The organism is Bifidobacterium catenulatum PV20-2, from assembly GCF_000800455.1.
Lineage (GTDB): Bacteria > Actinomycetota > Actinomycetes > Actinomycetales > Bifidobacteriaceae > Bifidobacterium > Bifidobacterium kashiwanohense_A.
In genome coordinates this window covers 1145974-1171135 of the sequence record NZ_CP007456.1, presented here as the reverse complement: position 1 = coordinate 1171135, position 25162 = coordinate 1145974, and the positions used below count along the sequence as shown (strand labels likewise).

General features: G+C 56.5%; 27 protein-coding genes and 1 tRNA gene. 7 read left to right on the top strand and 21 right to left on the bottom strand.

Features of this window, described 5'->3' with window-relative positions:
- Nucleotides 1–13 precede the first annotated feature (13 nt).
- Nucleotides 14–1693: an isopeptide-forming domain-containing fimbrial protein gene (locus tag AH68_RS05190; protein ID WP_039198247.1), complete on the bottom strand. Its 1680-nt coding sequence runs from the start codon at nucleotides 1691–1693 to the stop codon at nucleotides 14–16.
- 315 nt (nucleotides 1694–2008) lie between these two features.
- Entirely contained in the window at nucleotides 2009–2413 is a 405-nt protein-coding gene (locus tag AH68_RS05185; protein WP_039198245.1) for a pyridoxamine 5'-phosphate oxidase family protein, read from the bottom strand.
- 197 nt (nucleotides 2414–2610) lie between these two features.
- Between AH68_RS05185 and AH68_RS05180 the strand changes: the two genes are divergently transcribed.
- Nucleotides 2611–2856, top strand: coding sequence for a hypothetical protein (locus AH68_RS05180; protein ID WP_039198243.1), 246 nt, complete (start codon nucleotides 2611–2613; stop codon nucleotides 2854–2856).
- Nucleotides 2857–2902: 46 nt separating this feature from the next.
- On the opposite strand, the gene AH68_RS05175 is transcribed toward AH68_RS05180, so the two are convergent.
- The 6 genes from AH68_RS05175 to glmU form a co-directional block, all read right to left on the bottom strand.
- A complete protein-coding gene (locus AH68_RS05175; RefSeq protein ID WP_052189164.1) occupies nucleotides 2903–4165 on the bottom strand; it encodes a Fic family protein in 1263 nt (420 codons plus the stop codon).
- Between the two features lie 361 nt (nucleotides 4166–4526).
- Nucleotides 4527–4599 (bottom strand) — tRNA-Ala (locus tag AH68_RS05170).
- Nucleotides 4600–4736: 137 nt separating this feature from the next.
- The gene (locus AH68_RS05165) at nucleotides 4737–5852 is read right to left on the bottom strand and encodes a hypothetical protein (RefSeq protein ID WP_039198241.1); all 1116 of its coding nucleotides are present in this window, start codon (nucleotides 5850–5852) and stop codon (nucleotides 4737–4739) included.
- A 102-nt stretch (nucleotides 5853–5954) separates the two neighbouring features.
- The gene (locus AH68_RS05160) at nucleotides 5955–6686 is read right to left on the bottom strand and encodes a histidine phosphatase family protein (RefSeq protein ID WP_039198239.1); all 732 of its coding nucleotides are present in this window, start codon (nucleotides 6684–6686) and stop codon (nucleotides 5955–5957) included.
- Nucleotides 6687–6792: 106 nt separating this feature from the next.
- Nucleotides 6793–7200 carry a ribosome silencing factor gene (rsfS, locus tag AH68_RS05155; RefSeq protein WP_144245707.1) on the bottom strand — a complete coding sequence of 136 codons (408 nt, stop codon included), beginning with the start codon at nucleotides 7198–7200 and terminating at the stop codon, nucleotides 6793–6795.
- Nucleotides 7201–7202: 2 nt separating this feature from the next.
- Nucleotides 7203–8585, bottom strand: a complete 1383-nt coding sequence (gene glmU / locus AH68_RS05150; RefSeq protein ID WP_039198235.1) for a bifunctional UDP-N-acetylglucosamine diphosphorylase/glucosamine-1-phosphate N-acetyltransferase GlmU — start codon at nucleotides 8583–8585, stop codon at nucleotides 7203–7205.
- Between the two features lie 297 nt (nucleotides 8586–8882).
- Here glmU and AH68_RS05145 point away from each other — a divergent pair, with 297 nt between their 5' ends.
- Nucleotides 8883–10415: a dicarboxylate/amino acid:cation symporter gene (locus tag AH68_RS05145; protein ID WP_039198233.1), complete on the top strand. Its 1533-nt coding sequence runs from the start codon at nucleotides 8883–8885 to the stop codon at nucleotides 10413–10415.
- 68 nt (nucleotides 10416–10483) lie between these two features.
- Here the strand turns inward: AH68_RS05145 and AH68_RS05140 are convergent, their stop codons facing one another.
- Together AH68_RS05140 and AH68_RS05135 are read right to left on the bottom strand one after the other, a co-directional pair.
- The gene (locus AH68_RS05140; protein ID WP_039198231.1) at nucleotides 10484–11074 is read right to left on the bottom strand and encodes a 3'-5' exonuclease; all 591 of its coding nucleotides are present in this window, start codon (nucleotides 11072–11074) and stop codon (nucleotides 10484–10486) included.
- A gap of 148 nt (nucleotides 11075–11222) precedes the next feature.
- Nucleotides 11223–12341 (bottom strand): GuaB3 family IMP dehydrogenase-related protein, encoded by a 1119-nt coding sequence (locus tag AH68_RS05135; protein WP_033501244.1) that lies wholly within the window; start codon nucleotides 12339–12341, stop codon nucleotides 11223–11225.
- A gap of 146 nt (nucleotides 12342–12487) precedes the next feature.
- On the opposite strand from AH68_RS05135, the gene AH68_RS05130 reads away from it, so the two are divergent.
- Together AH68_RS05130 and AH68_RS05125 are read left to right on the top strand one after the other, a co-directional pair.
- Nucleotides 12488–13708 carry an NADP-dependent isocitrate dehydrogenase gene (locus AH68_RS05130; protein WP_003834925.1) on the top strand — a complete coding sequence of 407 codons (1221 nt, stop codon included), beginning with the start codon at nucleotides 12488–12490 and terminating at the stop codon, nucleotides 13706–13708.
- A 156-nt stretch (nucleotides 13709–13864) separates the two neighbouring features.
- Nucleotides 13865–15397 (top strand): type 1 periplasmic-binding domain-containing protein, encoded by a 1533-nt coding sequence (locus AH68_RS05125; protein ID WP_039198228.1) that lies wholly within the window; start codon nucleotides 13865–13867, stop codon nucleotides 15395–15397.
- 139 nt (nucleotides 15398–15536) lie between these two features.
- Here AH68_RS05125 and AH68_RS05120 read toward each other — a convergent pair whose 3' ends face one another.
- Nucleotides 15537–17348 (bottom strand): AMP-dependent synthetase/ligase, encoded by a 1812-nt coding sequence (locus tag AH68_RS05120; RefSeq protein WP_039198226.1) that lies wholly within the window; start codon nucleotides 17346–17348, stop codon nucleotides 15537–15539.
- 113 nt (nucleotides 17349–17461) lie between these two features.
- Nucleotides 17462–18073 carry a M23 family metallopeptidase gene (locus AH68_RS05115; RefSeq protein WP_039198224.1) on the bottom strand — a complete coding sequence of 204 codons (612 nt, stop codon included), beginning with the start codon at nucleotides 18071–18073 and terminating at the stop codon, nucleotides 17462–17464.
- Between the two features lie 175 nt (nucleotides 18074–18248).
- On the opposite strand from AH68_RS05115, the gene AH68_RS05110 reads away from it, so the two are divergent.
- The 3 genes from AH68_RS05110 to AH68_RS05100 all read left to right on the top strand — a co-directional run bounded on the left by AH68_RS05110 (nucleotide 18249) and on the right by AH68_RS05100 (nucleotide 20489).
- Nucleotides 18249–18626, top strand: coding sequence for a transcriptional regulator (locus AH68_RS05110; RefSeq protein ID WP_173405846.1), 378 nt, complete (start codon nucleotides 18249–18251; stop codon nucleotides 18624–18626).
- Nucleotides 18627–18856: 230 nt separating this feature from the next.
- On the top strand, nucleotides 18857–20215 hold the full coding sequence (locus AH68_RS10285; RefSeq protein ID WP_039198219.1) for a tyrosine-type recombinase/integrase: 1359 nt from the start codon (nucleotides 18857–18859) through the stop codon (nucleotides 20213–20215).
- Nucleotides 20205–20489 carry a hypothetical protein gene (locus AH68_RS05100; RefSeq protein WP_039198217.1) on the top strand — a complete coding sequence of 95 codons (285 nt, stop codon included), beginning with the start codon at nucleotides 20205–20207 and terminating at the stop codon, nucleotides 20487–20489. The genes AH68_RS10285 and AH68_RS05100 overlap by 11 nt, the downstream gene beginning before the upstream one ends.
- 141 nt (nucleotides 20490–20630) lie before the next feature.
- Here the strand turns inward: AH68_RS05100 and AH68_RS05095 are convergent, their stop codons facing one another.
- The 9 genes from AH68_RS05095 to AH68_RS05060 all read right to left on the bottom strand — a co-directional run bounded on the left by AH68_RS05095 (nucleotide 20631) and on the right by AH68_RS05060 (nucleotide 25156).
- Nucleotides 20631–20912: a hypothetical protein gene (locus AH68_RS05095; RefSeq protein WP_081995878.1), complete on the bottom strand. Its 282-nt coding sequence runs from the start codon at nucleotides 20910–20912 to the stop codon at nucleotides 20631–20633.
- Nucleotides 20913–20930: 18 nt separating this feature from the next.
- Nucleotides 20931–21731 (bottom strand): N-acetylmuramoyl-L-alanine amidase, encoded by an 801-nt coding sequence (locus tag AH68_RS05090; protein WP_039198215.1) that lies wholly within the window; start codon nucleotides 21729–21731, stop codon nucleotides 20931–20933.
- A 25-nt stretch (nucleotides 21732–21756) separates the two neighbouring features.
- The gene (locus tag AH68_RS05085; protein WP_236682462.1) at nucleotides 21757–21984 is read right to left on the bottom strand and encodes a histidine kinase; all 228 of its coding nucleotides are present in this window, start codon (nucleotides 21982–21984) and stop codon (nucleotides 21757–21759) included.
- 93 nt (nucleotides 21985–22077) lie between these two features.
- Nucleotides 22078–22467: a hypothetical protein gene (locus AH68_RS05080; protein WP_039198211.1), complete on the bottom strand. Its 390-nt coding sequence runs from the start codon at nucleotides 22465–22467 to the stop codon at nucleotides 22078–22080.
- Nucleotides 22468–22499: 32 nt separating this feature from the next.
- On the bottom strand, nucleotides 22500–22991 hold the full coding sequence (locus AH68_RS05075) for a hypothetical protein (RefSeq protein ID WP_039198209.1): 492 nt from the start codon (nucleotides 22989–22991) through the stop codon (nucleotides 22500–22502).
- 19 nt (nucleotides 22992–23010) lie between these two features.
- On the bottom strand, nucleotides 23011–23289 hold the full coding sequence (locus AH68_RS05070; RefSeq protein ID WP_236682473.1) for a hypothetical protein: 279 nt from the start codon (nucleotides 23287–23289) through the stop codon (nucleotides 23011–23013).
- 602 nt (nucleotides 23290–23891) lie between these two features.
- Nucleotides 23892–24065 carry a hypothetical protein gene (locus tag AH68_RS10875; protein WP_173405845.1) on the bottom strand — a complete coding sequence of 58 codons (174 nt, stop codon included), beginning with the start codon at nucleotides 24063–24065 and terminating at the stop codon, nucleotides 23892–23894.
- 75 nt (nucleotides 24066–24140) lie between these two features.
- Entirely contained in the window at nucleotides 24141–24578 is a 438-nt protein-coding gene (locus tag AH68_RS10980; protein ID WP_236682461.1) for a hypothetical protein, read from the bottom strand.
- An 11-nt stretch (nucleotides 24579–24589) separates the two neighbouring features.
- Nucleotides 24590–25156, bottom strand: a complete 567-nt coding sequence (locus tag AH68_RS05060; protein WP_236682460.1) for a nitrate reductase — start codon at nucleotides 25154–25156, stop codon at nucleotides 24590–24592.
- Nucleotides 25157–25162 lie beyond the last annotated feature (6 nt).

The following is a 25162-nucleotide window of genomic DNA, read 5'->3' as shown; positions in this document are numbered from 1 at the left end:
CGTTGGATGCCGGTTAGCGGTCGTCGGCTGATTTGCACATGCGCAGCATTACGATGCCTCCTATGAAGAGGAGCGCTGCGATGCTGAAAAGCATGGTCAATCCTGCGGCGCCGGTCAACGGTATTTCGGTGATAGTGCGGATGTTGGTGACGGCCACGGTGTGGCTGTCATCTTTTTTGATGAGGTTGTTGGGATCGGATTTGACGTCGATGCTCCACGTCATGGTGGCGTCATCAACGTTGACGGTGACGACTGCGCTGGGCAGCATGAGCGACGAGTAGTCTTGGGGCGCTTGTGTTTCGGTGATGGTGTATGTGCCTTTGAGTCCTTGGATTTTGGTTTCTCCGGCTTCGAACGTGGTGGTGGTTGTGGTGTCGCCATTGGTGGCGAGGCGGTAGCTGCCGTCGCCGAGTGACACGAGTTTCAAAGGTGTTTTGTCGTTGGTGCCCTGGGCGATGGTGAATTTCGCGCCGGTGAGCTTTTGGTTTTTGGCGTCGACCTTGCGCAATGCGATTTCACCGGTGCAGACTTTGACCTCGTTGCCGGGCTGGTTGTTGTGGTCCTGCCATGCGTTGGGGTTGTGGGAGTATTCCAGGTCGATGGAGTTGACGTTGCAGGGGCTTCCGATGACCGCGTTGCCGTTGAGGCGGGCCGTGTAGGTGACGGTGATCGTCGCGCCGACCGGTAGGGCTGCCTTTGATGCGTCCGAGGCGAGGATGTCTCCGTTGACGCCGAACAGCCAGCTGACGGTTTTGCCGTTGACGTTTTCCTTGTAGAACGTGCTTGCCAATGTTTTGCCGCCGACGGTGATTGAAGTGAGCGAACCATAGTCGAGGCCTGCGCCGAGCTTGTCGTTCAACGCGAGATAGTAGTGGTCGTAGCCTGTCCAGTTGGGTATTTTCTGCGTCACGCGGTAGGTCAGGTTCTTGCCTATCGCTTCGGATGCGCTGTCTTTCCACGTGCTGCCGACATTGACTTTTTTATCGGGTGTTTCCACGCTGGATACCTTGTAGATCACCTGTCCGAGCGTCAAGGTCGTGCCATTGGCCGTGCGCAGTTGGCTGATGCCGTTGACCGCGGTGCCGTTCATCATCATGATGGACGCGGTTGTTTTGACGGCGGTTCCACTGCTTGGCGTGGTTGTTGCCGGTGTACGGTCCACGATGGCGTAGATTCCCGGCACGAGCACGTTGCCGGTCGACATGGTGGTTTTGTCTTGGCTGAGCGTGGAGACCGCCGTTCCCTCCTGTTTGGCGAAGTTGGTTTGTTTGGCGAGACTATTGCAGAAGTTGCGTAGCTTTCCGCTCCACGGATCGCTGCGTGAGTCGGTCAGATTTTTCACCACCCACACCATCGGATCGTTTTTGCCGTTGACGGTGAGATTCGCGTCGGTGGCTCCGGCTGTTTTGGCCGCCGCGGTGATATCTGACGCCAATGCCGTGTTCGTGGTCAGATCATAGCCGACGATCGTGTTGCCGTCCACGCTTGCCGCAGTGTATGTGGCGAGTTGGATGGCGCGGAGGTCCTTGCCTTCAAGGCTTTCCCCGCTGCTTGCTTTCACGCTCATGGACTGTTTGACGTCCAGATCGGCCAATTGTGGAGCAGCTTGGGCCGTGCTCGGCATAGCGAGAGCCAACATCGCGCCAATGGCGAGGAATGCTGCACATCGGCGGCGTATGATGCGTTGTGTCATGGTTCACCTTCTTTGGTTGTTGGTTGTCGCATAGGCGTCTTCGCTTATGCGTGCAGCCAGCATGGCAGAAACCAATATTCGCCCGCCACCTCCTTAAGAAAATCTGTGGATAAGTGGATGAGCGAACACTTATCCACACTTATCCACAACCCATGCATGCAGCTGCCGTATAGGAATCCATGATCGAACCGCCGCGAACGATATGCTGCAGATTCGCGATCTTCCGTTCCGATAACAGCGAACCGCAGACCGGACATACAGTCCCGTCTGCGGTTCTCCGATATTGTCGTTTCGACTGGTTCAGTATGGAACTGATCAGTCCTTGACGATGGTTTTGCCTGCCGTAGCGCCCGGGGTGAGATCCTGAATTTCCGTGATCTCCAGAACCGGAATGGTCACCGGCTTTTTCGTACCGCGTTCCTCAGCGACCTTGACCTGCTCGTCATAGATCGCATCGTCGGAATGAAGCACGACGTTGCCACGGAAGCGGTAGCCTTTCTTCTGTTCAAGATTGGCGACCGCGACGACCAGATCGCTGCCGTCAAGCAGGTTACGGTATGTTTGGCCCGCGGTGCGCTCGTGGTAGCCGATATGGTTGCTGTCGATGATAAACATGCTCATTTTCGGTCCGAGATCAACCTGGCCTTCTTTGCTGATGGTGGCCACCCATGCGAGGTTGCTGTTGAGAAATTCCTTCATCTCATCGGTGAGATCTGCCATGATGCCGTCCTTTCGTTTGCATGCCCATGGAATGCGGACATACTTTCAGATTACGGCAAGAAACCCCACAACGCATGTTCGCCCAACGTGAATAACATCACATACGTGCCTCATCTGAAAACACATTTAGGAGAGATAGCACCTGTTCCGCACTTTGCTGAGGCGTCAAACCACGATCATCCGCTATCCAATCAATCATGGAAAAGAAAGGATTGATTTTGGATTGGCATCAGCAGTATCTGCCAGACGATATGCACGTCAAGTTGATTCGCAATGGGTTCAAAGACAAAGCCTACGGCATGCCGCTATTCGTACTCGGTTTAGATATTGTGTGTGAATTTCTTTATTCCATTGATGGTTTTTCTCTCAAAAGAATTTATGCAGATTCAGACATTTCCGATTTAGCCTGGGCTTTTTGCGATGTGGCAATTCTTGTTTGCTGACTTAGATATGTCAGACAGTATCTGACAGAGAAAGTACAAAGGCATTTCATTCCATCCCCCATTCTCGCTTTGCTTGTATGCGCGTGCGCAGCGCTTCGGAGGCCCTGAATCTGAGAGGGCGTCTTCCTGTGAACTCGATGAGGCTCGCGCCCGCCAGCTCGTCCACGTATTTGCGGATCGTCTGTTTCGTCAGCATAAGGTCGCCGCCTGCATCTTCGAGCATCATGGACTTGGTGGTGTCGAACAGCTCCTCCTGCATGACTGCGTAGAGAAGCAGGGTCGCGTTCGTGGACAGCGCATGTTCCCTCCGTAGCTCATCACGCAGGACGGTCGCCTTGTCGAGCTGGTCGATTTTGATGCCGAGCTCCTCAATCAGGGATTCCTGCGCCCGTTCGATGAGTCCGAGGATGGTGTATACGAAGAACGTGAGTTCCCCGCTGTTGAGTTTGCCCTCGGCCTCAGTGAACGCCTTGTAGTATTCGTTCTTGTTCTCCGCGATCGTCCTGGAGAGGGACAGCACGGTGGGCAGAGTGAGGTCGTGGCTGAGATAGAGCGCGAGCAGATACCTGCCTGTCCTGCCGTTGCCGTCGTAGAACGGGTGGATGTATTCGAACAGGAAGTGGCTGGCTATCGCCCGCTGCAAGAATGGTATGGTATCCGACCGGGCGAGGTCCATCATCTGTGCGAGCAGCGCTGATATCCGCGCCTCGCTGCTGACGCCGCTGTGGATGACGGTGCCGTGCGGTCCTTGGACCTCGACATCACCTTTCCTGAACAGCTCCCCGTCGGGCCTGTCCTTGTCGTCGATCTCGTCGAGGGCTATCTTATCGTAGATGTCCCTGATGTCTTCGAGAGTCTTGGGCAGTTCAACGTCGCGATTGGTGAGGTTGAGATACAGTTTCGCGAACTCGCCGAACCTGGCCTTCTCCATGTCGCCCTCGGTCCTGGCCTGCCGGGCTGCGGCCACGGCGGCTTCCGTCTCCTTCCGCGTCGACCTGACCCCCTCCATCTCGTTGGTGGCGAGCAATTCCTCGGATATGGCGTGGTAGATGTAGTTCCACCGCATGACTCCTGGGATACTCCGCCACATGGCCGATACCCGGCGTTCGGCGAGGAGCACCTTCTGTGTGAGCATGCACACGCAGCGCGGCGTGGCGATGAACAGTTCGCCCAAGGGTGTGCCGATTCCGGTTGTGAATGTGGAGTCCGCTTCGAGGCGTTGTCTGACGAGCCGGTCGTGGTTGGCGTAGGAGTCCGTACTCCTGTCGGCGTGGAACAGCCGCGCCAAAGTCCTGTATTCCATGCTCATGACGGTCACTGCTTTCAAAAAGTTATTTATATTTTATGAGAATTATAAATTAGAAGCACTCAGAAGACAAGACAGAGCATCTATGAATGAAAATCAACAATAAGCCCATGTCGGCTCTACCGTCCGTCACTAACGCCTCTGCCGACGCGGGTCGTTCATGCGTCTGCTTGTTCGGCTTGTATACGATCCTTGCCGAAGGTTCGCTGCATCGTCGCGGAAGGCCCGCTTCTTTACCACCTTCGTACCACCTTATAACCGGTTTCCACCACCTTAAGACGTTTTTGAGGTTCGGCAAGCACTTCCGCGAAACAGCGTCTCAATGAAAAAAGCCACCCCTTACGGAGTGGCCCTCGATGATGGGTGGAGCTAAGGGGATTCGAACCCCTGACCCTCTCCATGCCATGGAGATGCGCTACCAGCTGCGCCATAGCCCCGAAGTCTGCTCTGCAAACCTCATATAAGGTACATCACAGACATGAGCCATGCAACTTCCGGCGTGTCGTCCGCTTGGGGAAAACGTCATATGCAATCACACTATGCGGGCGACATGGAATGTGCAACACCAGTAATGCTAGTTGCTGCTTGCGTCTCCTGTAGAACCGGTAGTACCGTTGGTGGATCCCGATGTGCCAGTACCTGTCGATCCGTCAGTGCCACTACTTCCAGTTCCCGATGATGAACCATCACCAGTGGTGCCTGACGTGCCTCCGTTCGAGCTGGTACCGTTGGACGTGTCCGTCCCGGTCTGGCTGGGACCGTTGCTGGAATTATCAGATGACGATCCGCTGTTTCCGGACGTGGAACCATTGGTGGTATTGCTTGACGTGCCATTGGAAGTGGACGAGTCGGTGGAACCGCTGGTGGTCTTGTCGCTGCCTCCCGTGGTGGTTTCATCATTCGAATCCGTGGAATCGGACTTGGGCTTCTGCGCAGGAGCCTGCTCATTACCGAATCCGGAATCGCCAGTGTTTTCATGCGAAGGCACAACCTTTTCATGTACCACATTACGCACCACGGTATCCGTTCCCTGACCGCCGGTGAAAGCGAGAATCAATCCCGCGCTCACTCCAACACCAACCAAAGCGCTGACGAATGCGATGATCGCCGGAGCGTGTTTGCTATGCAACCAATTCGAGGAACGCTGTCCCGCATGCTGCACTCGGACATCACGCGCGTTACGAGCAGTGGATTTTTCGTTGGCGATGCTAGCGCTACCAACACCACGTTGCCCGTTCGGGAATACGGAAGTTTCCCCCGCTCCGGCAATATCACCAAGCGCGCGGGTAGCATCCTCATCCTCCTGCTCGGAGGAAATGACACGCTGCGAGAGGGACGGCGCTACCGCAGTCGCATCATTGGACAATACCATCGTGGCATCCAACGCAACAGGAGACGATCCGATAATCCTCGTCTCGTCACCCTTCGTAGAAGAGCCAAGCACCTGCGTTTCATCCGCAGCCGCATCACTACTTGACGGTAACGGCACGGCCTGTTGGATCTTCTCCCCCGACGCCTTCAAAACGTTCTTGTACACCTGCGTGGCAACCGCGGAAACAACCGAGCCCGCAGCCACGCCAATCACCGATCCCGCGATACCGATTTTCGCAGAAAGTAGGAATGACGTGACCGCCGCCAGCGCGCCCGCGCAAATCGACGAAAAAGAGATTCCCTTAAAAAAGTTTTTCACAAGCCATGACGATAGCTAATTTCGCTATGAAAGTACTGGCGATTCTGTGAAAAGCTTGAAAAAACAGCGACCAGCTATTACATGACGACGCTTGCAGACTGGCTACAGGTTGGGATGTTCCCATTCCTCGGAATCGGCAATGGCGGGACCATGGTTGTAGTCCATCAAACGCCAACGCAATGTGGAACCGATCTCCAATGGAATGAGCCGTACCCAGTGAGCGTTGCGCATCGACAAAATGTCGGCGAAATCGCTATGCACATCCGCCATTCCCAGCAGCGTCTGCAACGTTTGGGAAATCCATGCACCATGCGAGAACACGTACAGATCCGTGTCGGATCCGGCACGGAACGCCCAATCGTTCAACGCTTCAACGCCACGACGCCCCACCTCTTCCTTGGGTTCCGCACCGTATTTAAGTTCACCGCCGCGGAACTCGGCCCAGGAGCGATAGTCTTCCGGATACCGCTGCGCAAGCTCCTCGACGGGAATGCCTTCCCAGTCTCCGAAGCTGCGTTCGCGCACGCGGGCGTCCGGATGCACCTCCAGCCCGAGCGGATCGGCAAACGCATGCGCCGTGGCAGAGGCACGCCCCAGATCAGAGCATACGACCAGCCGGTTCGGAATATCGGGGCGACGGTCAACATACAGTTCACGCAATGCGACCGCTGTTTGACGAACCTGCCACTGGCCTACTTCGTCGAGGGGAATGTCGATCTGGCCTTGCAGACGATGTTGCGCATTGTAGGCAGTGCGCCCGTGACGCACCAGCGTGATGGCGTGCACATGTTCCGGTACTGCGCTGTTATGCTCAAGTTCAACGTTTCGAGGCATACTGCTGTTCTCCGTTGCTTTCTCGATTATGGAATTTGCGAATACTATTTCGCTTGATATGAAAACATGCCTTCCGCATCCAAACGTGAAGGCATGTTCGTACGTGTTATTCCGCGGTTTCCGTGGTCTCTTCGTCGGAGGTTTCAGGATGTTCGAGCTGCAGATCGATGCTTGGGCAATCCTTCCACAGGCGTTCGAGACGGTAGAAGTCACGAGATTCCTGATGCATGACGTGAATCACGAAATCACCGTAGTCGAGCAGCACCCACTGGCCTTCGGTCAGGCCTTCGCGGGAACGCGGCTGGCGCTTACCGCTTTTGAGATACAGGTCCTTTTCGATTTCTTCGGCGACGGCCAACACCTGACGTTCGTTCGAAGCGGTGGCGACGAGCATCGCGTCGGTAATGGCCAATGGTTCGGTGACGTCGAAGGCTATAAGGTCCGTGGCCTTCATACGGTCAGCCGCGGCTGCGGCGATGCGGATGGCGTCGATGGAATCTTGTACTGCCGGCATATTCAGCGCTCCCATTCGGGCTTCCAGCCCTCTACTACATGTTGTGTATTTTCGGAATAAACCATGGAATCGTCCGGAACATCGTGGCGGACCACGGAACCAGCGCCGGTAGTGACGCCGTTGCCGACTTCGACAGGAGCCACGAACAGGTTGCCGGCACCGACGTGCACGTTCGATCCGATGGTGGTGTGGTGCTTATGCACGCCATCATAGTTGGCAGTGATGGTACCGCCGCCGATGTTGGTATGCTCGCCCAAGTCGGCGTCGCCCACATAGCTCAGATGCGGCACCTTGGTGCCGTTGCCGATGTGTGCCTTCTTCATTTCCACGAAGGCACCGGCCTTGGATTCTTCACCAAGATCGTTGCCCGGGCGCAAGTACGTCCACGGGCCGATGTTGGCGGCGCGGCCAATGTGGCTCTCCTGCACGCGGGAACGCTCCACATGGGCATCGGCATCGATGACCGCACTAATAAGCGTCGTGTATGGACCGACCTGCGCGCCCTCGCCAATCACCGTATTGCCTTCGAGGAAGCATCCGGGAAGGATCACGGCATCACGTTCGATACGCACGTCATCTTCGATCCACGTGGTTTCAGGGTCGAGAATAGTCACGCCTTCACGCATCCAACGCTCGCAGACACGCTTGTTGTGGGCTTTGGCAAGCGCCGCAAGCTGCACGCGGTCATTGACACCTTCGACGCTCAACGGGTCGGGGGCGGCGAACGCACCGACGGCACCGTTGGCTTTGGCGGTTTCGAGTGCGTCGGTCAGGTAGAACTCGCCCTGAGCATTGTTGGATTTGAGGTTGGCGATCGCTTCAGCCAGCAGTTTGGCGTCGAACACGTAGACGGACGTGTTCACTTCATGCACGGCCAGTTCGCTACTGTTGGCGTCCTTCTGTTCCACAATGCGCAGCACGTTGCCTTCGCTGTCGCGGATGATGCGGCCATAGCCAGTAGGATCGTCAAGAATGGTGGTGAGCACAGTGGCACCATTGCCGCTCTGCTCATGGAAGGCAAGCAGCTGGTTCAACGTGTCGGCGTCGAGCAACGGCATATCCGAAGCTGCGATCAGTACCGAGCCGTCAAGACCGCCTTGCTCCTTCAACTGCGTCATGGCGCACTGCACGGCTCGTCCGGTGCCGGGAATGTCATCCTGGTTGACAATGGTGACATGCTCATTGTAGGAGCGGGCCGCTTCGGCGACTCGTTCCGCCTGGTAGTGCACGACCACGGCCAACGTTTCAGGGTCGAGCGCTGCCACGGAATCCATCACACGGTTCAAAAACGTCTTTCCAGCCAAAGTGTGCAGCACTTTCGGCTTGTTGGAACGCATGCGGGTACCCTCACCCGCCGCAAGAATAATCGCGGCGCTTAATGCCATGTCTAATCTCCAATTCCTCAGGACCTAACAAATTCAGACACGAAGCCAGTCATCCGACGCTCCATATTAAAACGAGCCCTCCCTAAACGCAAAACAACCACGTCTTGGAACGACTTACGGAACACTGGAATGTCAGCCTGTACGCCTTGGAATGACTGCCGTGTGATAAACGACTATAGAAAACGGCAATAGCCACAAGGCGTTGCGCCGAAGAACGAGCGGATAGATTGATGTCCGACATGAACGTGGGGGTATCTCACGTAACGCATCATCATTTTTGGGAAGGGAATAGCAATAATGTCAGATATCGCATACGATTGGATCGCGCTCGGCGTAGCCGCGTTCCTGTTCGCCGTCCTATCGTTCCTCAAACATAAGAAAAACGCAGGATTCACTACACGAGTGCTGCTTGCAACGGTATTCGGTATCATTTTGGGAATCGCTTTCAAAGGCCACACTGATTATGTCGGCGCGGTAGGTTCCATCTGGTCCAACGCAATTACCGCACTGGTGGTTCCGCTGCTGCTGTTCAGCATCATCTCCAGCATCACGAACCTTGGAGAATCCATACGCTTAAAGAATATTGGTGCGAAAACCGTATTCTTCCTGCTGCTTAACACCGCGACGGCTTCACTACTTACTCTAATCCTGTCACAAGCGTTCCAGCTGGGGCGTGGTTTCCACTACACCTTGCCGAGCGACTACAAACAACATGACGTTCCTGCCGTTCTCGACACCATCATCAACCTGTTTCCACACAACATCGCGGACAGCTGGGCTAACAACCAAGTCGTCCCTATCGTGCTGTTCGCCATCCTGACGGCCCTTGCATACAACGCAGCCGCATCTACAGACAAAGGACGTTCGGCAGTCGCTCCGTTCAAAACTTTCATCGACGCAGGCAATGTGGTCTTCTCCAAAGCAACCCAAATCGTCGTCGGATTCACTCCATACGCGGTGCTTTCCCTTATCGCCGAAGCGGTGAGCGGTAGCGACGTATCCACCTTGCTACCGCTGATCCTCGCCTTGGTGGTCGCTTACATCGCAATCGTTCTGCAGCTGTTCCTCGTGCAGCCGCTGGTCCTCGCGGCCGTAACGAAGTTGAATCCAATCCACTTCTTCAAAGCGTTCTTTCCTGCCGGAGTGGTCGCGTTCACCTCGGAAAGCAGCATCGGCACGATTCCAGTCACCGTGCGTCAGTTACGTAGCGCAGGCGTTCCAGGAGATATCGCCTCGTTCGTTGCCGGACTGGGAGCTAACCTCGGCATGCCCGGATGCGCAGGCGTATGGCCGATGCTGCTGGCGGTGTTCGCCGTCCATGCGCAAGGGCTGAACTACTCCCCCGCACAATACCTGTTCCTCGTGGTGCTTACGCTGCTGGTCTCAATAGGAACCGTGGGCGTGCCCGGCACTGCCACCATCACCGCCACCTCATTGTTCGCCGCAGCTGGTCTGCCGATTCCATTCATCGCGATCAGCCAGCCGATCAGCCAGATCGTCGACATGGGGCGCACCGCGCTGAATGTCGCAGGTGCAGCCAATACCGCAGTAATCGTCGCGCAGACCGAGCATCAGCTGGATGCCGACCTCTACTATGGGCGCAAAGAATACTCCGACGACCTCAACGACGGCGAACGATTCAGGCAAACCGCCACGCAGGCTCTAACCGGGACAGAGCCCTCGCAGAGGGCAAATATCACGAATGACGCCAAATCCGATTCAGCCAACGTCTCCCAACAACAGAGCGGTTTCACCCTGAACTTCGCTCCCAATGCAGTGCTCTCCGCCAGCGGAGATGACGCCTGCTGCGGCACGAAGCCAAACAAATAATCCATCCACAAATCAACAGACACCTGTGGGAGAATACCGGATCGAAGTGTTCGAACGACGTTAGGCTGTCAGAGCATGCCGAGCAGCTCGGCCTCGTCACGCATGGCGCGATACAGCATCCACTCCTGCCTGGCGTCGGACAATGCGCGGTGCTCCTCCATGTCGGCGATGTGGTAGTCGACGATGAGGGTGGAAACCTTGTGGCTTCGTTTTTCCGGATGCAGTCGACGGCTGAGGTCTAACGTGTCGACGAAATGGTGCGCAAAGCGCGCGTCACGCTCCGAGTAAGCGAGCTGTACAGCATTGTCGAGGAACGACATGTCGAAGGACGCATTGTGCGCCATGACCACGGCTGTGTCCGAACACCAGCGTGCAAACTCATCCATGGCTTCACGCACATCCGGTTTGCCGAGCAGCATGCCATCGTCGATTCCCGTCAAACCAGTGATTCTTGACGGGACGTGTTCGAACGGGTTGATGAGCTGGTCGAATTCGTCGACCAGCTCATCATTGTGAATTTTGACCGCGCCGATCTCAATGAGCCTGGCGCCTTTGCGCACACTCAATCCGGTTGTTTCCGTATCGATCACGATGTAATCCGTGAATCGTCCGGACAACGGGTCCAAACGTCGGGGATCGCCACTTCTACGCGCTGCCATTCATCTCACCTCCGCTACTTCATTTGCGATGTATAACTTAATCATTCCAACCTGACTTTCTTAACCGGGGAAACACAACAAAAAAGATCCTGCAGCATGACACTGCAGGATCAATGAACCGTTATTCAGGCTTTACCGCAAAGCTCGTTCAGCGGGTCGGAGCGACCGTGACCGGGCAACGCTGGAAGCTCTTGAGATCGACATAGCCGGTGGTTGCCATGGCACGACGGAGCGCGCCAATGTAATTGGTGGTGCCGTCCGCATTGTGGCTGGGGCCGAACATGATATCTTCCAGAGTGCCGACGGTGCCGACATTCGTGCGGAAGCCGCGCGGAAGCGTCTGATGACGGGCCTCGGCACCCCAATGCATGCCCTTGCCCGGAGCTTCCTCGGCACGAGCCAGCGGGGAGCCAAGCATCACGGCATCGGCACCAAGCGCGAACGCCTTGATGAAGCTGCCGGAGTCGCCCATGCCGCCATCGGCAATCACTTGGACGTAACGGCCGCCGGACTCGTCCATGTAGTCACGGCGTGCTTCCGCCACATCTGCGATGGCGGTGGCCATCGGAGCGTGGACACCGATGGTGTTGCGGTTCGCGGATACTGCGCCGCCGCCGAAGCCGACAAGCACACCGGCCGCGCCGGTACGCATCAGATGCAGGGCCGCGGTGTAGTTGGCGGCACCTCCGACGATGACGGGCACATCCAAATCGTAGATGAACTTCTTCAGGTTCAACGGCTCGTGATCCTGAGAGACATGCTCGGCGGAAACGACCGTGCCACGGATGACGAACAGGTCGACGCCCGCTTCGAGCACGGTCGAATAATAGTCCTGCGTGCGTTGCGGGGACAGTGCGCCCGCAACGGTGACGCCAGCATCGCGAATCTCATGCAGTCGCTCGACAATGAGCTCCGGCTTGATCGGCTCGGCGTAGATCTGCTGAATGCGCTCGGTCGCGCGTTCAGCCGGCAGCTCTGCGATTTCGTCGAGCAGCGGCTGCGGATCATCGTAGCGGGTCCACAGGCCTTCAAGGTCGAGCACACCGAGCGCGCCCATCTTGCCCATGGCGATGGCAGTGGCCGGGCTGGTCACCGAATCCATCGGCGCACCGATGACCGGCACATCAAATTCATAGGCGTCAACCTGCCAAGAGGTAGACACATCCTGCGGATCACGAGTACGACGGGAGGGAACGATGGAAACGTCGTCCAGAGAGTATGCCAGACGGCCCTTCTTGCCCAAACCGATTTCAATTTCCTGAGACATGTTCTCAAGGCTAATGCTCAGCAATGACAGTACGCAAGAGCGTGTCACCTGCCATCGCCCAGTTTTTTGGACATTAACAGGTGTCGTTAACACGTTTGTTATAAGACAGGAACTTATCACCTTCAATCCCGACAGGAGGGCAACACATGGCCAAAATCAAGGTCGAAGGCAAGGTCGTCGAACTCGACGGCGACGAAATGACCCGCGTCATCTGGAAAGACATCAAGAATCGCCTGATCCTTCCATACCTCGACGTGGATCTCGAATATTACGATCTCGGCATCGAAAACCGCGATGCCACCGACGATCAGGTGACCGTCGACGCGGCGAAGGCCATCCAGCGTGAACATGTCGGCGTGAAGTGCGCCACCATCACACCGGACGAGGCGCGTGTCAAGGAATTCGGCCTAAAGAAGATGTGGAAGTCCCCCAATGGCACCATCCGCAATATTCTCGGCGGAACCATCTTCCGCGAGCCGATCGTGATGAGCAACGTTCCGCGCCTGGTTCCCGGCTGGACCAAGCCGATCGTAGTGGCCCGCCATGCTTTCGGCGACCAATATAAGGCCACTGATTTCAAGGTTCCGGGGGCAGGCACGCTCACCGTCACCTTCACTCCGGAAGATGGTTCCGAGCCGATCGAACATGTCGTGTACAACTATGGTGCCGACGGCGGCGTGGCCCAGGTGCAGTACAACGTGAACGATTCCATCCGTGGTTTCGCCCGCGCCTGCTTTAACTATGGTCTGATGCGCGGCTATCCGGTGTATCTTTCCACCAAGAACACGATTCTCAAGGCATACGACGGCCAATTCAAAGATACGTTCGCCGAAGTGTTCGAAAACGAATACAAAGACAAGTACGCCGCAGCGGGCCTGACCTATGAGCATCGTTTGATTGACGACATGGTGGCCAGCTCCCTCAAGTGGCATGGCGGCTACATTTGGGCCTGCAAGAACTATGATGGCGATGTGCAGTCCGATTCCGTGGCGCAAGGCTTCGGCTCTCTCGGCCTCATGACCTCCGTGCTCATGACACCTGACGGCCAGACCGTCGAGGCCGAGGCCGCACACGGCACTGTGACCCGCCACTACCGCCGCTGGCAGAAGGGCGAGAAGACCTCCACCAATCCGATCGCATCGATTTTCGCTTGGACCGGCGGTCTCAAGCACCGCGCCGACTTGGATAACACTCCGGAAGTCAAGTATTTCGCCGAAACATTGGAGAAGGTCATCGTGTCTACCGTTGAAGGCGGCCAGATGACCAAGGATCTCGCCATGCTCGTCGGTCCGGATCAGGCTTGGCTTGACACCGAAGGCTTCATGAACGCTTTGGACGAGAATCTCGCCAAGGCTCTGGCCGAATGATTCTTAGCCGAATAACCTTTGGCTGAACGGCCAGCAGCAGGCTCAAAGGGCTGGATATGTATGGTTCACACGCATATCCAGCCCTTTTTGACGTCCAGATATTACAATCGGAGCTCAGCATAGGAATCATCATTCGATTTTCATGAAGGAAACGGCATGACACTGCACCGCACGACCGTGACGAAACGTCTGTTCGCACTGTTGGCATCGACCTCACTCATCATGGCCATGGGCGCCTGCTCATCCGACAATGAAACGCAATCGCATGAAGCGGGCTCCACCGGCACCACCACTACCGTCGATGCCGGTAACGTGGTGATCTTCACCCCTTCGGATGGCATCACCATCTCCCAGCAGACGCCTTTGAGCAAATGGGAAAAATTAGTGCCGGAAATAGTCTCATCTTTGAAAGACAACGACGTCAAAGGCTCCAACATCACCGTCAAAACGGCGTCGAGCCTCGACAAGCAAAGCCAAAGCGTGCAGGATTATGTGGTGGACCACGTCAACAACACCAGCGACGATGAAGATTCCTCCGACAAAACCACTCTGGTAGTGGCGCCGGTGGCCGACATCACCGAATCCGACCGCCAGTATGGAGACTACGCGTCGCACGCCATCACGTGGAATGGGAACTCCTCCGACGAAGACACCCAGGACTACGCCCAATCCGCGGAACGTTTGGTCTCCGCATTGCAGCTCGCTCAAAACGAGGGCATGAAAGTCGTGTTAGTGTCGAACACGCTGCAGGGTTTCACTCCGGATGTGTACGCACCGATGACCACGGCCGAGCAAGTGGGCCAACTGCAGGCCAAGCAGTTGGTCAGCAAGCTTGAACTCGACAAAACCAGCTCCGACAATCCGAAGCATATCGAAGTGCTACTCCCCTACGATGCCACCGATGAAAGCGGCAGCACAGCGGACGCGACTTTCGCGCAAGACGTGTTCAAAGGCATTTGGTCGGTGCTTGGACCGTATTTCAAAGACGGGAAGGCCGTTTCCCCATCCGGAACGCTGACCTCGTCGAGCACGGAATCCGATTGGGTGTCCGTGGCGTTCGACTCGGCGAAAAGCGAGCGGGTCAAATCCACGCTCGCCGAACGTCTCGGCATGGACAAGGACACATCGCGTCATACCCGCATCGACGGCATCATCTCCTGCAATGATTATGTGGCTGGCTATGTTTCCGAAGAGCTCAACGATCTTGGATACACCGGTTCGGCGGCCGACATCAACCCATCCATCACCATTTCCGGCATCGTAGATAATATCACCGGCAAGAAAGACCTGAAAAAACAGTCCGTTCCCGATCCTGCGCAGGCGCCTGAATCCGATGGCGGCGATTCCGATACGGAGGATACCAGCGATTCCCTTGACGAGCAGAACTCGCAATGGCCGATCATCACCGGATACGGGGCCTATGTCAGTTCCATACCGAATATCGTGAACGGCAAACAGTGGATGACCGCTTTGGAAAAGCGCAAGACCTTGGCATCCGACATCGCACAGACCTGCGTGCAGCTCAACACGTCGGGCAAACTTGCGAAGCTGACGTTCATCTCATCCGTCGCCATGGAAGACAAGAAAGTGCCGACCATCCAAGAAGAGGCGCTTGCGGTCAGTGCCAGCAATCTGAAGAAAACGCTGATCGAACCGGGATATATCTCGCTCGCCGAAGCAGGCTTGTAAACCGGCAACAAGGTAATTCGGATTATCCGGCATAGGAAATCCGACAAGAGATAGAAAAAGCTGGCTTCCGTCGAACCGCTGCGACGGAAGCCAGCTTTTATGTTGCGGCCGGTACATTCCTACCGACGGTCATCGCATTCTACTTCTTCGGAACGTAGATGACGGTGTCGATCAACGTGCGGTAGTGATCAACCACCGCCTGACGGCGTGCCTTCATGCTCGGCGTGACCAAGCCGTTTTCTTCGGTGAACTCGTCCGGCACGATTTCGAACTTACGGATCGATTCGGCACGGGATGCGAGCTCGTTGGCTTTGTTGACGACACGTTCCACTTCGGCGCGCACGATCGGATTGCGGGAGGCCTCCTCGAGGGATGCCACGCATTCCGCGCCCTTCGACGCAAGCCATGCGTTCGTTTCGCCAAGATCCAACGAAATGATGGCCGCTATGAATGGCTTGCGGTCGCCGATCATCACGCATTGGCTCACCACGGGCGACGTCATGATCGACGCTTCCATTTCGCCTGGAGAGACGTTCTTACCACCGGCGGTGATGATGAGGTCCTTCTTGCGTCCGACGATGGAGACGAAGCCTTCGTCGTCGATGGAACCAAGATCACCGGTATGTAGCCAGCCGTCGACGATCTGCTGCTTGGTGACGTCGGGATTGTTGTGGTAGCCGGCGCATACGGCCGGGCTCTTGATGCACAGTTCGCCTTCCTCATCGACGCCCATGGTCACGCCCTGCAGCGGTAGCCCGATGGTGCCAATCTTGTATCCGGAGGTCGGATTGACGCTTGACGGAGCGCAGGTTTCGGTCATGCCGTAGCCTTCCAGCAGCGGCAGTCCGACGCCATTGAAGAAATGCGCGATGGATGAATCAAGCGGAGCGCCTCCGGAAACCGCGTATTCCACATGACCGCCGAACACGTCCATGATCGAGGAGTACACCAGCTTGTTGTACAACGCATGCTTGAGATTCAAGACAACCGGAATGCCTTCGCCCGACTGCTGTGCGTGCGACCAGTCGCGCGCCGTCTGCGTGGCACCTGCGAAAATACGTCCTTTGAGGCCGGCACCGGCCTTCTGCGACGCCGCATTGTAGATCTTTTCGAAGATACGCGGCACGGCAAGGATGAATGTCGGCTTGAACGCCTTGAAATCAGCCAGGATCGTCTTCAGGTTGCCGGACAGGCCAAGCGAAACATTGCCGGCGAAGCAGAAGAACTGCATGTAGCGGGCGAACACATGTGCCAGCGGAAGGAACAGCAGCAGACGACGGTTCGGCTTCATCGCGATATCAGGCATGGAGTTGATGCCGGAATAGGTGATGAACACGAAATTGGAATGGGTGAGCTCAATGCCTTTCGGCGTGCCGGTGGAACCGGACGTGTACACGATGGTGGCGAGGTCCGAGCCTTTGACCGCATGTTCGCGCTCCTGGAATTCGGCGTCGGACACGGCATGGCCGTATTCGATCATCGTGTCAATCGCGCCAAGTCCGATGACATAGACGTCACCAAGATTGGAACATTCGCTTCTGATGGATTCAATCTTGTCGCGTTGCGCGTCGTCTTCCGCGAACGCCATTTTGACGTTGGCGTCGTTGAAGATCATTTTAACCTGCGCGGGTGAATTCGTCTCGTACACGGGAACGGTGAGCGCGCCGATCGACATGATCGCCACGTCAAGCGCAGTCCACTGCCAGCAGGTGTGAGAGATGATGGACACCGAGTCGCCGGGCATGATGCCCTGGGCGATCAGGCCTTTGGCGATGGCGATGACCTTGTCTCGGAACTCGGTGGCGCTGAAGGACGCCCACTCGCCATGCTCATTCTTGTATTCCACCAAAGAATCGTTCGGAGTACGGTTCACTCGTTCCTCAAGCACCGAGAAAATATTTTTGTCTGTGTCAATCTGCTGTTCCAAAGGCCGCGTGTATTCCTTGTACATGGCATTTCTCCCCTGCGTAATCGTCGTACATGCAGCATCATAGCCTGAGAGCTTCACTTTTTCGGCGAGGCCACGACGTATGGACAAAATCGATGGTTCTGCCAACCCCTGTTTCACAAGACTTTCAATCCGATTCGCACCGTACGGGTTTTGCTTTCCGGATCGGTATATTGTCGTCCTTCCGATTTGATTCCCCAATGCAGACAATGATCGTCGCAATGGTCTGATTCGCCCTCCACACGCGCGAAACGCTCCCCTTGCGCAACATGTGCGCCGACATCGCGTTCCGCCTTGGCTGGCTCGAACGTCGAGGTCAGTCCGGAGAGGCTGCCTCCATGCCGTATGGTGACCACGGCTTTGCCTCCCACGCTGCCACTGAAGGCGATCACGCCGTCTGCAGGCGCGACGACGGCTTCCTGTTGGTCGGCGAGCAAGTCAACGCCCCGATGCCCTGGAAGCCACTGTTGTTTCGGCGCGTCATACTTGCCAACTATCTGCGCGCCGTTCAACGGCCATCGCATCAGGGCTACGCAGGATCCGGACACACCACCCGAATTCGTTTTCGCATATGTCGGTTCAGCCGACCATAGGCAGCACAAGAGCAGTATGACGCACGCCAGCGCGCATACGATCATGATTTGGCGCAACTGCTGGCGAATGCGTTTCTTTTCCTCCTGGACTATTCTGCTCCGTCGGATTCGTCGACGATATTCATGTTCGTTCATGATGGCTCCTTCGCGTTGCTGCATTGCTGTGTCACTTTGTTGATCTGTTGCGCGGTGCGGCGGTGAATTGCCAGCATGACAGTATGGTGATGGGATTGTCCAGCCGAAACGGCCCTGTGGTCGGAGGATGAGTTATCCACAGGCTCCGGGCATGTCGCGGCATACGATGGAACGCATGAGCGATAACACGTCGCAGCGCAAAGCGTTGCAGCAGCTGGAAGGCGAGTCCGATCACGATCGAATCACGTACTATCAGAAGCCTTTTATGGTGCTGTGGGCGGCCGTGCAGGAGGCGTCAAGCGAATTGCAGGACGATTACGCGCTCTCCCCCGAGCTGGCGCAGCTGTGGGTTGCCGAGCAGATTCGCAAGGTGTCGGACTCGCTGGTGGATCGTCTTGCGGAAACGGCTTTGGCCCATGGCGAGTCAAAATCGAATGTGGCGCGTGCGGCCGGCGCGAGTCCCGCCAACGTCTTGCGACGTTTCCCTCGACTCAAAGCCGATGGGTCGCACGAGCGTACGCTGATCGATGACGTGCTTGATTCGTTGGAGTAACAAAAAAGCCCTTGATTTCCAAGGGCTTTCATATGGCTCCTGCGACTGGGCTTGAACCAGTGACCGTCCGATTAACAGTTAGAAAGTCTGATAGAATACTCCTTGGAACGATTGGGCAAAACGGCTTTATTTCAACGGTTTAACCTCACTTGAGGGTTACTTGACCATCACTTGCGGGTCAAATGGAAGTCTGAGAATGTCTGAGAATATAAAGAGGCAAGGAGGTAATCATGGTACGCAAAGCAAGAAACGGCATCGTCTACCCATATCGGGTTGAACGCCAGAAGAAACTAGCCAACGGAACCGTAAAAATCTACACCAGCTACGAGTTCAAGGTTGACGGCAAAACATACAGCTGCAAAAAATACGTTGACGCCAACAAGCGACTGACGGAACTACTACAGGAACGGGCCAGATTCGGCAGCGCCAACAACAGCTCCATCACACTCGGAGCATACGCCGAACAATGGCTCGAACGCAGACAACGCGACGCGGACCCGAAAACATTCGCCAACTACCGGACCATCGTCCGCAAACACCTGCTCCCATACCACCGGCAGAAAATGGCGAGCCTGACCAGCGGAGCGTGCGACCGCATCGTCAACGGCCTACGCATAACCAAGAAAGTCAACGGCAAGGAACAGCGTATCAAAGCCAGCCTCAGCCTACGCAAGCAAGTCCACACCACATTGAACCAGATATGCAAATCAGCGGTGTCAGATCGCATCCTCCCAACCAACCCGATGGGCGGCGTCCCCACGCCGAAGGACAAGGACATCAGTTTGGTGGACAGTCGCAAGAACGAAGCCAACGAACGTACCGCATTCACCGTGGATGAAGCGAAACGCATCCTGAAAGCCGCCAACGATCTAGGCGTGAGAAACGCCGCAAAGGAATGGTTCAGACTGTGCACGGGTATGCGTCCAGGCGAAATACTCGGCGCATCCATCCAAGACCTCGAACTAGGCCAAATGAACGGCGTGCCATACGGCGAATACACCGTCAACTGGAAACTGGAAGAACTGAAGAAAGAGCATGGATGCGGCAATCCAGACAAGCATGGCGTCTACCCATGCGGGTTCAGACGTGGTGCAGCATGTCCTCAATGGCGGTGGCGCATTCCAGACGGCTTCGACATGATCGAACTGACAGGCCGCTGGTGTCTCACCCCTCCGAAATCGAAGCGCGGCAGGAAAGTGCCGATCATCCCGGCATTGGCTCAAACGCTCGAAGCGTATCTCGAAGCGACCGATGACATACCGAACCCGTATGGATTGTTGTTCCGGCATGATGACGGAACGCCCATCGAACCGGAGGAAGACCTTGAAAACTTCCGTCAACTCTTGGAGAACGCGGGCGTACCCAATGCGGAACATCGTAGCCGCCACGAAACACGCCATACGGTCGTGACCATACTCATGAGTATGGGTGTGGATTATGGATTAGTGGAAGAGATTGTTGGACATTCCAGCCGCTTAATGGTGGAACACTACCGTCACGCCGGATTGAAGGAACGGTTGGCCGCGATGGAAACGATGAACAAGCCGCTGCAACTCGACTCGTATAAGCTAGGCGACAATGAAGGCTGAAATAACCGAAGACCAGTTCTGCGAATACATCGTGGCCCAGCTGAAAAAATATGCGTGGCGTTTAGCGCGGGAAGGCAAACTTTCGTGGATTGACAGTTCCGACAACAGCAACTTCGCAGTGGTGAAAAACCATGCCACTTGTGACGTGTCGCTCACCAAAAACGGCAAAATAATCTATCGGGCATCCGTATACACGAAAGAGATAGCCGACAAATGGGGTGAATTACTGGTTAAGTACATTACGCTTGACAACATCGATACACTAATCCAATAACAAGAAAAGCCCCTCCCCCAGCAATGCTGAGAGAGGGGCACATGTTAAAAAACGGGTGTAAAAAATTCCACGGACACTATAATTCCGCAAATTTTTCCACACTCGAGGTTGAGTTTCCGGCGCGATGTTGAGTTTCCACTGTCAGGCGTTGCGCAGCGGATTGTAGGCGACACCGAGACCGCTGGCGATGAAGCCGGCCACGGTCGAAATGTAACCGCCGACAGCCGCGTCTCCGAAGGTCATGAAGCCGAGGCCGACGCACGATGCGATCAGGCCCAACACGTAGACGACGGTACGCACCTGCTTGCTGAAAACGGGAGTGTATGCGCTGTCGGACTGCACAGTGTCGGTGCCGGCCCCGCGCTCGTCGGTGAGATTGGCGATGGTTGTCTCCAGAGTGTTCTTTTCTGCATGCTCAGCCATTTAATTCCACCTTTCCTTTCAGGCTTTGACGAGATACCAGGTTGACTTGTCCGCGGGAGCCAGCGCGACGTAGCGCACGGCTCCGCTGTAGGCCGTGTAACGGCCCCAGATGTAGCCGTCCGCGACGGTGCCCCAATGATCCAGATTGACGGTCTGTCCGTTGGAATAGGTGGCGACCACATTGCCGGAAACACTCGGACGGTCGCGCACGTTGAGCCCGTCCACGGCCACACGATACGTGCCCTGCAACACGTTTGCGGACGATTCCGTGGCGGACTGCGTCGGCTGTACGGCGGGCGTCGGCACTGTCGTGCCGGTCATCCTGTCATACCATTCCTGCGCCTTGGCCACGTAGGCGCCGCGCTGGTCTCCTGCGATGGATGCCGGGCAGGCGGTCGCGGAGAAATGGCTGTGCGGGAACACGTTGACGCCCCACTGCGGACGTCCGAGGCCGTAACGCTTGCAGAGCGCGGCCACCAGATGCGCGCCATTGTCCAACGTCGCGTCGGAGATCCGCCACGGGTCGGACGAGATATCCGCATGCTCCACGCCGATGGACGTGAGATTCGCATCCCAGTCACCCGAATGCCAAGCTGTATCGGTATCCCAGACGAGCTGCGTGATCCTGCCGTCCGCCGCTACCTGATAGTGCGCGGAAGCCTCACGGGTCTGCCACACGTCGTAGCAGCCCTTGCCGGTCAGGTTCCCGCCATTATGATGCAAAACGATCTTGTCGACCTTGCATCCCTGACGGCCCTTGGTCATGTGCGTGGAGAGAATGAGATCCTCATCCGCCTCCAGATTCTCCCATGATTTCATATGTTTTCCTCCTTTTTTGATGGTTTTACGAGCAGATGAGCGTCCACATCATGACGGCCATCTCCAGCAGTCGCAGGAGCGGCAGCATGAGCAGGACGACGCAGACGAGCGTGAACGCGCCCAGAAGCAGCGTCACGACGCATTCGAGCCATACCGGCACGTCATGGCCATGCCACAGCAGCCACGCCACCGTAAGCAGCAGCGCGACGAACATGACGGCCATGGACGTCAACGCGAGCATGCTAGCCGTCATCGCCGTCACCCCCGCCGATGTGTGCGCCATGATTGAACACGAGGACTAACGCGAGCAGTAGTAGGTATGCGCCGCCCGCGATCGTGAGATGCGTCATTGCCGGTCCTCCAAGTATTTTTCGGCGGCGTTGACGACCCAACACTGAGCGTCCAATTTCTCGAGCTTCGCCAACTCGTATCGGACGGCCTCCGAATGGTCGTGCGACTGGTCGCCGTAGATCAGGCTGATGATCGTGTTTTTGATCGTGTCACGGCAGAGTTCGTCCATACGGTCGTCGAATTTTTCGGTGCGCTCACCGAGCATTCGCGTTTTCGCGAAATGCTGCGAGAGCGGCGAATCGTATGGCAGGCGTTCCGGCCTGACGTGCGCGTACAGGCCGGTCGCCAACGTATCCAAAGCGCCCGGCCATATCCTGAGCAGCAAGGTGATGAGGGCGCACGCGCCGCCCACACCCCCGAAACCAGCTAGAAAATTTTGTAACACATTACTTCCTCCAATCGGAAAATAGGAAAGGTCTATGCGATCGGCATTAAGTCGCCAGCGAGGAACCTATGGCCGGTGAGCCGCATCAAAGCCTCGTAGTCGGCCTTGGTGCCGATGAACAGGTTTACGACCGTGCGCTTCTCGCCAACATGCATTGCCGCTCTCAGGGTGACTTTTATCCACCCTTGCGGCGGGACGGTGAACTCGTCGCTCGATCCACCGTTCAAAGGGCATTCCGCCACCTTATTTGTCGCGCTCCAGCAGTTGATGCTGGTGTTCGTGTCGGTAGCGTTGCCGTTCGAACTGCATGCAATGACGAGCCTCGCGCCCGCTGGCAGGCTGACGGTCCTCTCACACCAGTTATCCGTACCGTTTGTGTTTGTCGTTTTGATGGTGACGCCCGGCCATGATTGACTCGCCGGGTCGTACAGGCCGTTCGCGTTGACGATGGTGCAGCCGTGCATGCCGAGCTTGCCGATGTCGCGGAAACGCGGGTCTGGCCAATAGTTGGTGATCGGGCTCATGCCACCACCCCCGTGAGGGTTAGGCTAGCGGCATCGTATCCCCGGTGAAATATTGGAGGCTGTCGAGCACAGCCTTGTTCGCCTGATACTCGTCGAACGAGCATAAGAGCATGTCTGTCACGGTGACGGTCGGACTGCCTGACTTGACGCGATAACACATTGATACCGGACCGGTATTGTTGATGACCATCGAGTAATGGATACGTTGGCTTTTGCTGATGTCGGCATTCGTTCCTTCTATCCGGATGGTGCCGCCGGTGACGTTCACATAGACGCTGACCCAATAGTTCATGCCCATCACGCTCGGAACGGTCGTGATGGGCCTCCACGCGTTTGCTCTCAAGGTGATGGTCGAGGTTGGGCTCGTGCATCGGTTCGTGACCCTCATCGGGCATCACCCGCCCGACGGACGCTCCTATGCGAGCGGCATCGTGTCCCCCGTGAAGAAGCCCGGAAGCCCCCCCCCCAATGGCAGTGTCGTAAGTGGACTTGGATTCGAGGAGGATGTCGCGAATCAGTATGAATTTTCCGACCGTGGACGGTGGAATGACACGGATCAGCAATTGCGTCGTGCCGGCCGGAATCGTGATGTCCGCGTCAATAATCTTCGTCTGATTGTCTGCGACACCGGTCTCGTACAGGATGGTGAATCCGTTGCCGACGCCCGCATAGACGCGGAACAACGCGCCCGTGCCTTGCGCATAGCAGACTGCGTGAATGTGATACGCGCCGGCCGGTGGAAGATTCACTCCTGTGAGCTCGTATTGCGCGTATACGTCACCACCACTGCTGGTCGTGGCACGCAGCCACCGGAAGCCGCCGACGGTCGGAAAATCCACAGTGCATTTTATTGGTATGCATTTGAAAATGGTGTTAGCCAGATTCGGGTCCGGGAACCAGTTAATCCTCACTGTCATCATCCACCCCCTTGGTTGCGTCGCGCACATCCTGCGGAATCAGTTTCATGGCCGCCGCGAGTTGGCTGTTCAGTATTGCGATTTGTTTGTTGAGAGTGCCGATTTGCGCGGAGAGCGTGTCGATGACGTCGTTCGCGTCGGCTGGAATCTGATTCAAAATAAGTCTCCTTTTAATGCGGAACTCCCACAATCCGATTGGATTGCAGGGGGTTGAAAAATGTGGAATGCCGGATTAGTCGGCTGTGGTCATCGTGTCGATGCGCGTAACCTTCCGCACCTCGGCCAAAGACAAGGTGGCGGACAGGTTAGTCTTCACGTCCGCGATCGTGACATTGGCCCCCGTCCCGTCGAATGTGGCGAGCACGCCGCGCTGGTAGTCGCGCCATGATTCCACGCCCGCCGCGTCAGTGCTGGAATATTCGAGTCCCAGGCGGCACAGTTCCGCCTTCAGGCTCGCGGACGGCGGACGCAGGTCAAGCACTCCGGAAGCCGACACGTCGGAATCGTCCTTGCCGGCCGTGCCGGCAAGAGCGGTGATGTTCCCCGCCTGCACGCTGTCCACGGTCAATTTGTCCGCCGTCACAGCGTCGGCCGTCAGCTTCGCGGTCGTCACGCTGTTGGCCGTGATCTTGTCCGCCGTGGTCGCATTCTCATTGTTTTCATCAGCCATGATCAATCTCCTTAATTCTGTTGGCTTTGTCTTGGCATGAGCGACGCGAAGAACCGTTCCTCGCATTCATCCAGCATCGCCTGACTGGATTCGTCCGAGAGGAAATCATCCAATCCGTCTACATCCCGCGTACAGGCCACGTCGATGCCACTCGACGCTTCCACGCCGGAAGCATCCGAGGTCAATGCGGCACGCATTCGCGCGTCGGTCTCATTCGACATGACAGGCAATCGCATCCCTGCGCGCGTCTCATTGCGTGCGGCTGTCAGCGGATCGTCCAACACTTCCCCATCGGCGGAAAGCATGCTCACACTGGTCGCGGAATCCGTTAAAGCCGATTCCAACGCTTCGAACGCTCCGGTCCACACGCCCCTGCCGGTCTTCGGGTCGTATCGGCTCGTATCCTCCCTGCCCTGCATGATCGCCGCGATCGCCTCACGGGTCGAAGCAAGGCCGAGCAGCGCCTTCCACGAGACGATCACATCGGGCTGGAATACGAAACTGTCCGACCCGTTCACCGGCGGGTCGCATCGGATGATGCACAATCCGTTCGCATCCATTTCAAAAGTCGCTGACAAGATTTC

Bases quoted from the DNA above. Each gene is read 5' to 3' on its own strand.
- AH68_RS05190 (WP_039198247.1), bottom strand. From the start codon at position 1,693: ATGACACAACGCATCATACGCCGCCGATGTGCAGCATTCCTCGCCATT.
- AH68_RS05185 (WP_039198245.1), bottom strand. From the start codon at position 2,413: ATGGCAGATCTCACCGATGAGATGAAGGAATTTCTCAACAGCAACCTC.
- AH68_RS05180 (WP_039198243.1), top strand. From the start codon at position 2,611: ATGGAAAAGAAAGGATTGATTTTGGATTGGCATCAGCAGTATCTGCCA.
- AH68_RS05175 (WP_052189164.1), bottom strand. From the start codon at position 4,165: ATGAGCATGGAATACAGGACTTTGGCGCGGCTGTTCCACGCCGACAGG.
- AH68_RS05160 (WP_039198239.1), bottom strand. From the start codon at position 6,686: ATGCCTCGAAACGTTGAACTTGAGCATAACAGCGCAGTACCGGAACAT.
- rsfS (WP_144245707.1), bottom strand. From the start codon at position 7,200: ATGCCGGCAGTACAAGATTCCATCGACGCCATCCGCATCGCCGCAGCC.
- glmU (WP_039198235.1), bottom strand. From the start codon at position 8,585: ATGGCATTAAGCGCCGCGATTATTCTTGCGGCGGGTGAGGGTACCCGC.
- AH68_RS05145 (WP_039198233.1), top strand. From the start codon at position 8,883: ATGTCAGATATCGCATACGATTGGATCGCGCTCGGCGTAGCCGCGTTC.
- AH68_RS05140 (WP_039198231.1), bottom strand. From the start codon at position 11,074: ATGGCAGCGCGTAGAAGTGGCGATCCCCGACGTTTGGACCCGTTGTCC.
- AH68_RS05135 (WP_033501244.1), bottom strand. From the start codon at position 12,341: ATGTCTCAGGAAATTGAAATCGGTTTGGGCAAGAAGGGCCGTCTGGCA.
- AH68_RS05130 (WP_003834925.1), top strand. From the start codon at position 12,488: ATGGCCAAAATCAAGGTCGAAGGCAAGGTCGTCGAACTCGACGGCGAC.
- AH68_RS05125 (WP_039198228.1), top strand. From the start codon at position 13,865: ATGACACTGCACCGCACGACCGTGACGAAACGTCTGTTCGCACTGTTG.
- AH68_RS05120 (WP_039198226.1), bottom strand. From the start codon at position 17,348: ATGTACAAGGAATACACGCGGCCTTTGGAACAGCAGATTGACACAGAC.
- AH68_RS05115 (WP_039198224.1), bottom strand. From the start codon at position 18,073: ATGAACGAACATGAATATCGTCGACGAATCCGACGGAGCAGAATAGTC.
- AH68_RS05110 (WP_173405846.1), top strand. From the start codon at position 18,249: ATGAGCGATAACACGTCGCAGCGCAAAGCGTTGCAGCAGCTGGAAGGC.
- AH68_RS10285 (WP_039198219.1), top strand. From the start codon at position 18,857: ATGGTACGCAAAGCAAGAAACGGCATCGTCTACCCATATCGGGTTGAA.
- AH68_RS05100 (WP_039198217.1), top strand. From the start codon at position 20,205: ATGAAGGCTGAAATAACCGAAGACCAGTTCTGCGAATACATCGTGGCC.
- AH68_RS05095 (WP_081995878.1), bottom strand. From the start codon at position 20,912: ATGGCTGAGCATGCAGAAAAGAACACTCTGGAGACAACCATCGCCAAT.
- AH68_RS05090 (WP_039198215.1), bottom strand. From the start codon at position 21,731: ATGAAATCATGGGAGAATCTGGAGGCGGATGAGGATCTCATTCTCTCC.
- AH68_RS05085 (WP_236682462.1), bottom strand. From the start codon at position 21,984: ATGACGGCTAGCATGCTCGCGTTGACGTCCATGGCCGTCATGTTCGTC.
- AH68_RS05075 (WP_039198209.1), bottom strand. From the start codon at position 22,991: ATGAGCCCGATCACCAACTATTGGCCAGACCCGCGTTTCCGCGACATC.
- AH68_RS05070 (WP_236682473.1), bottom strand. From the start codon at position 23,289: ATGGGCATGAACTATTGGGTCAGCGTCTATGTGAACGTCACCGGCGGC.
- AH68_RS10980 (WP_236682461.1), bottom strand. From the start codon at position 24,578: ATGGCTGATGAAAACAATGAGAATGCGACCACGGCGGACAAGATCACG.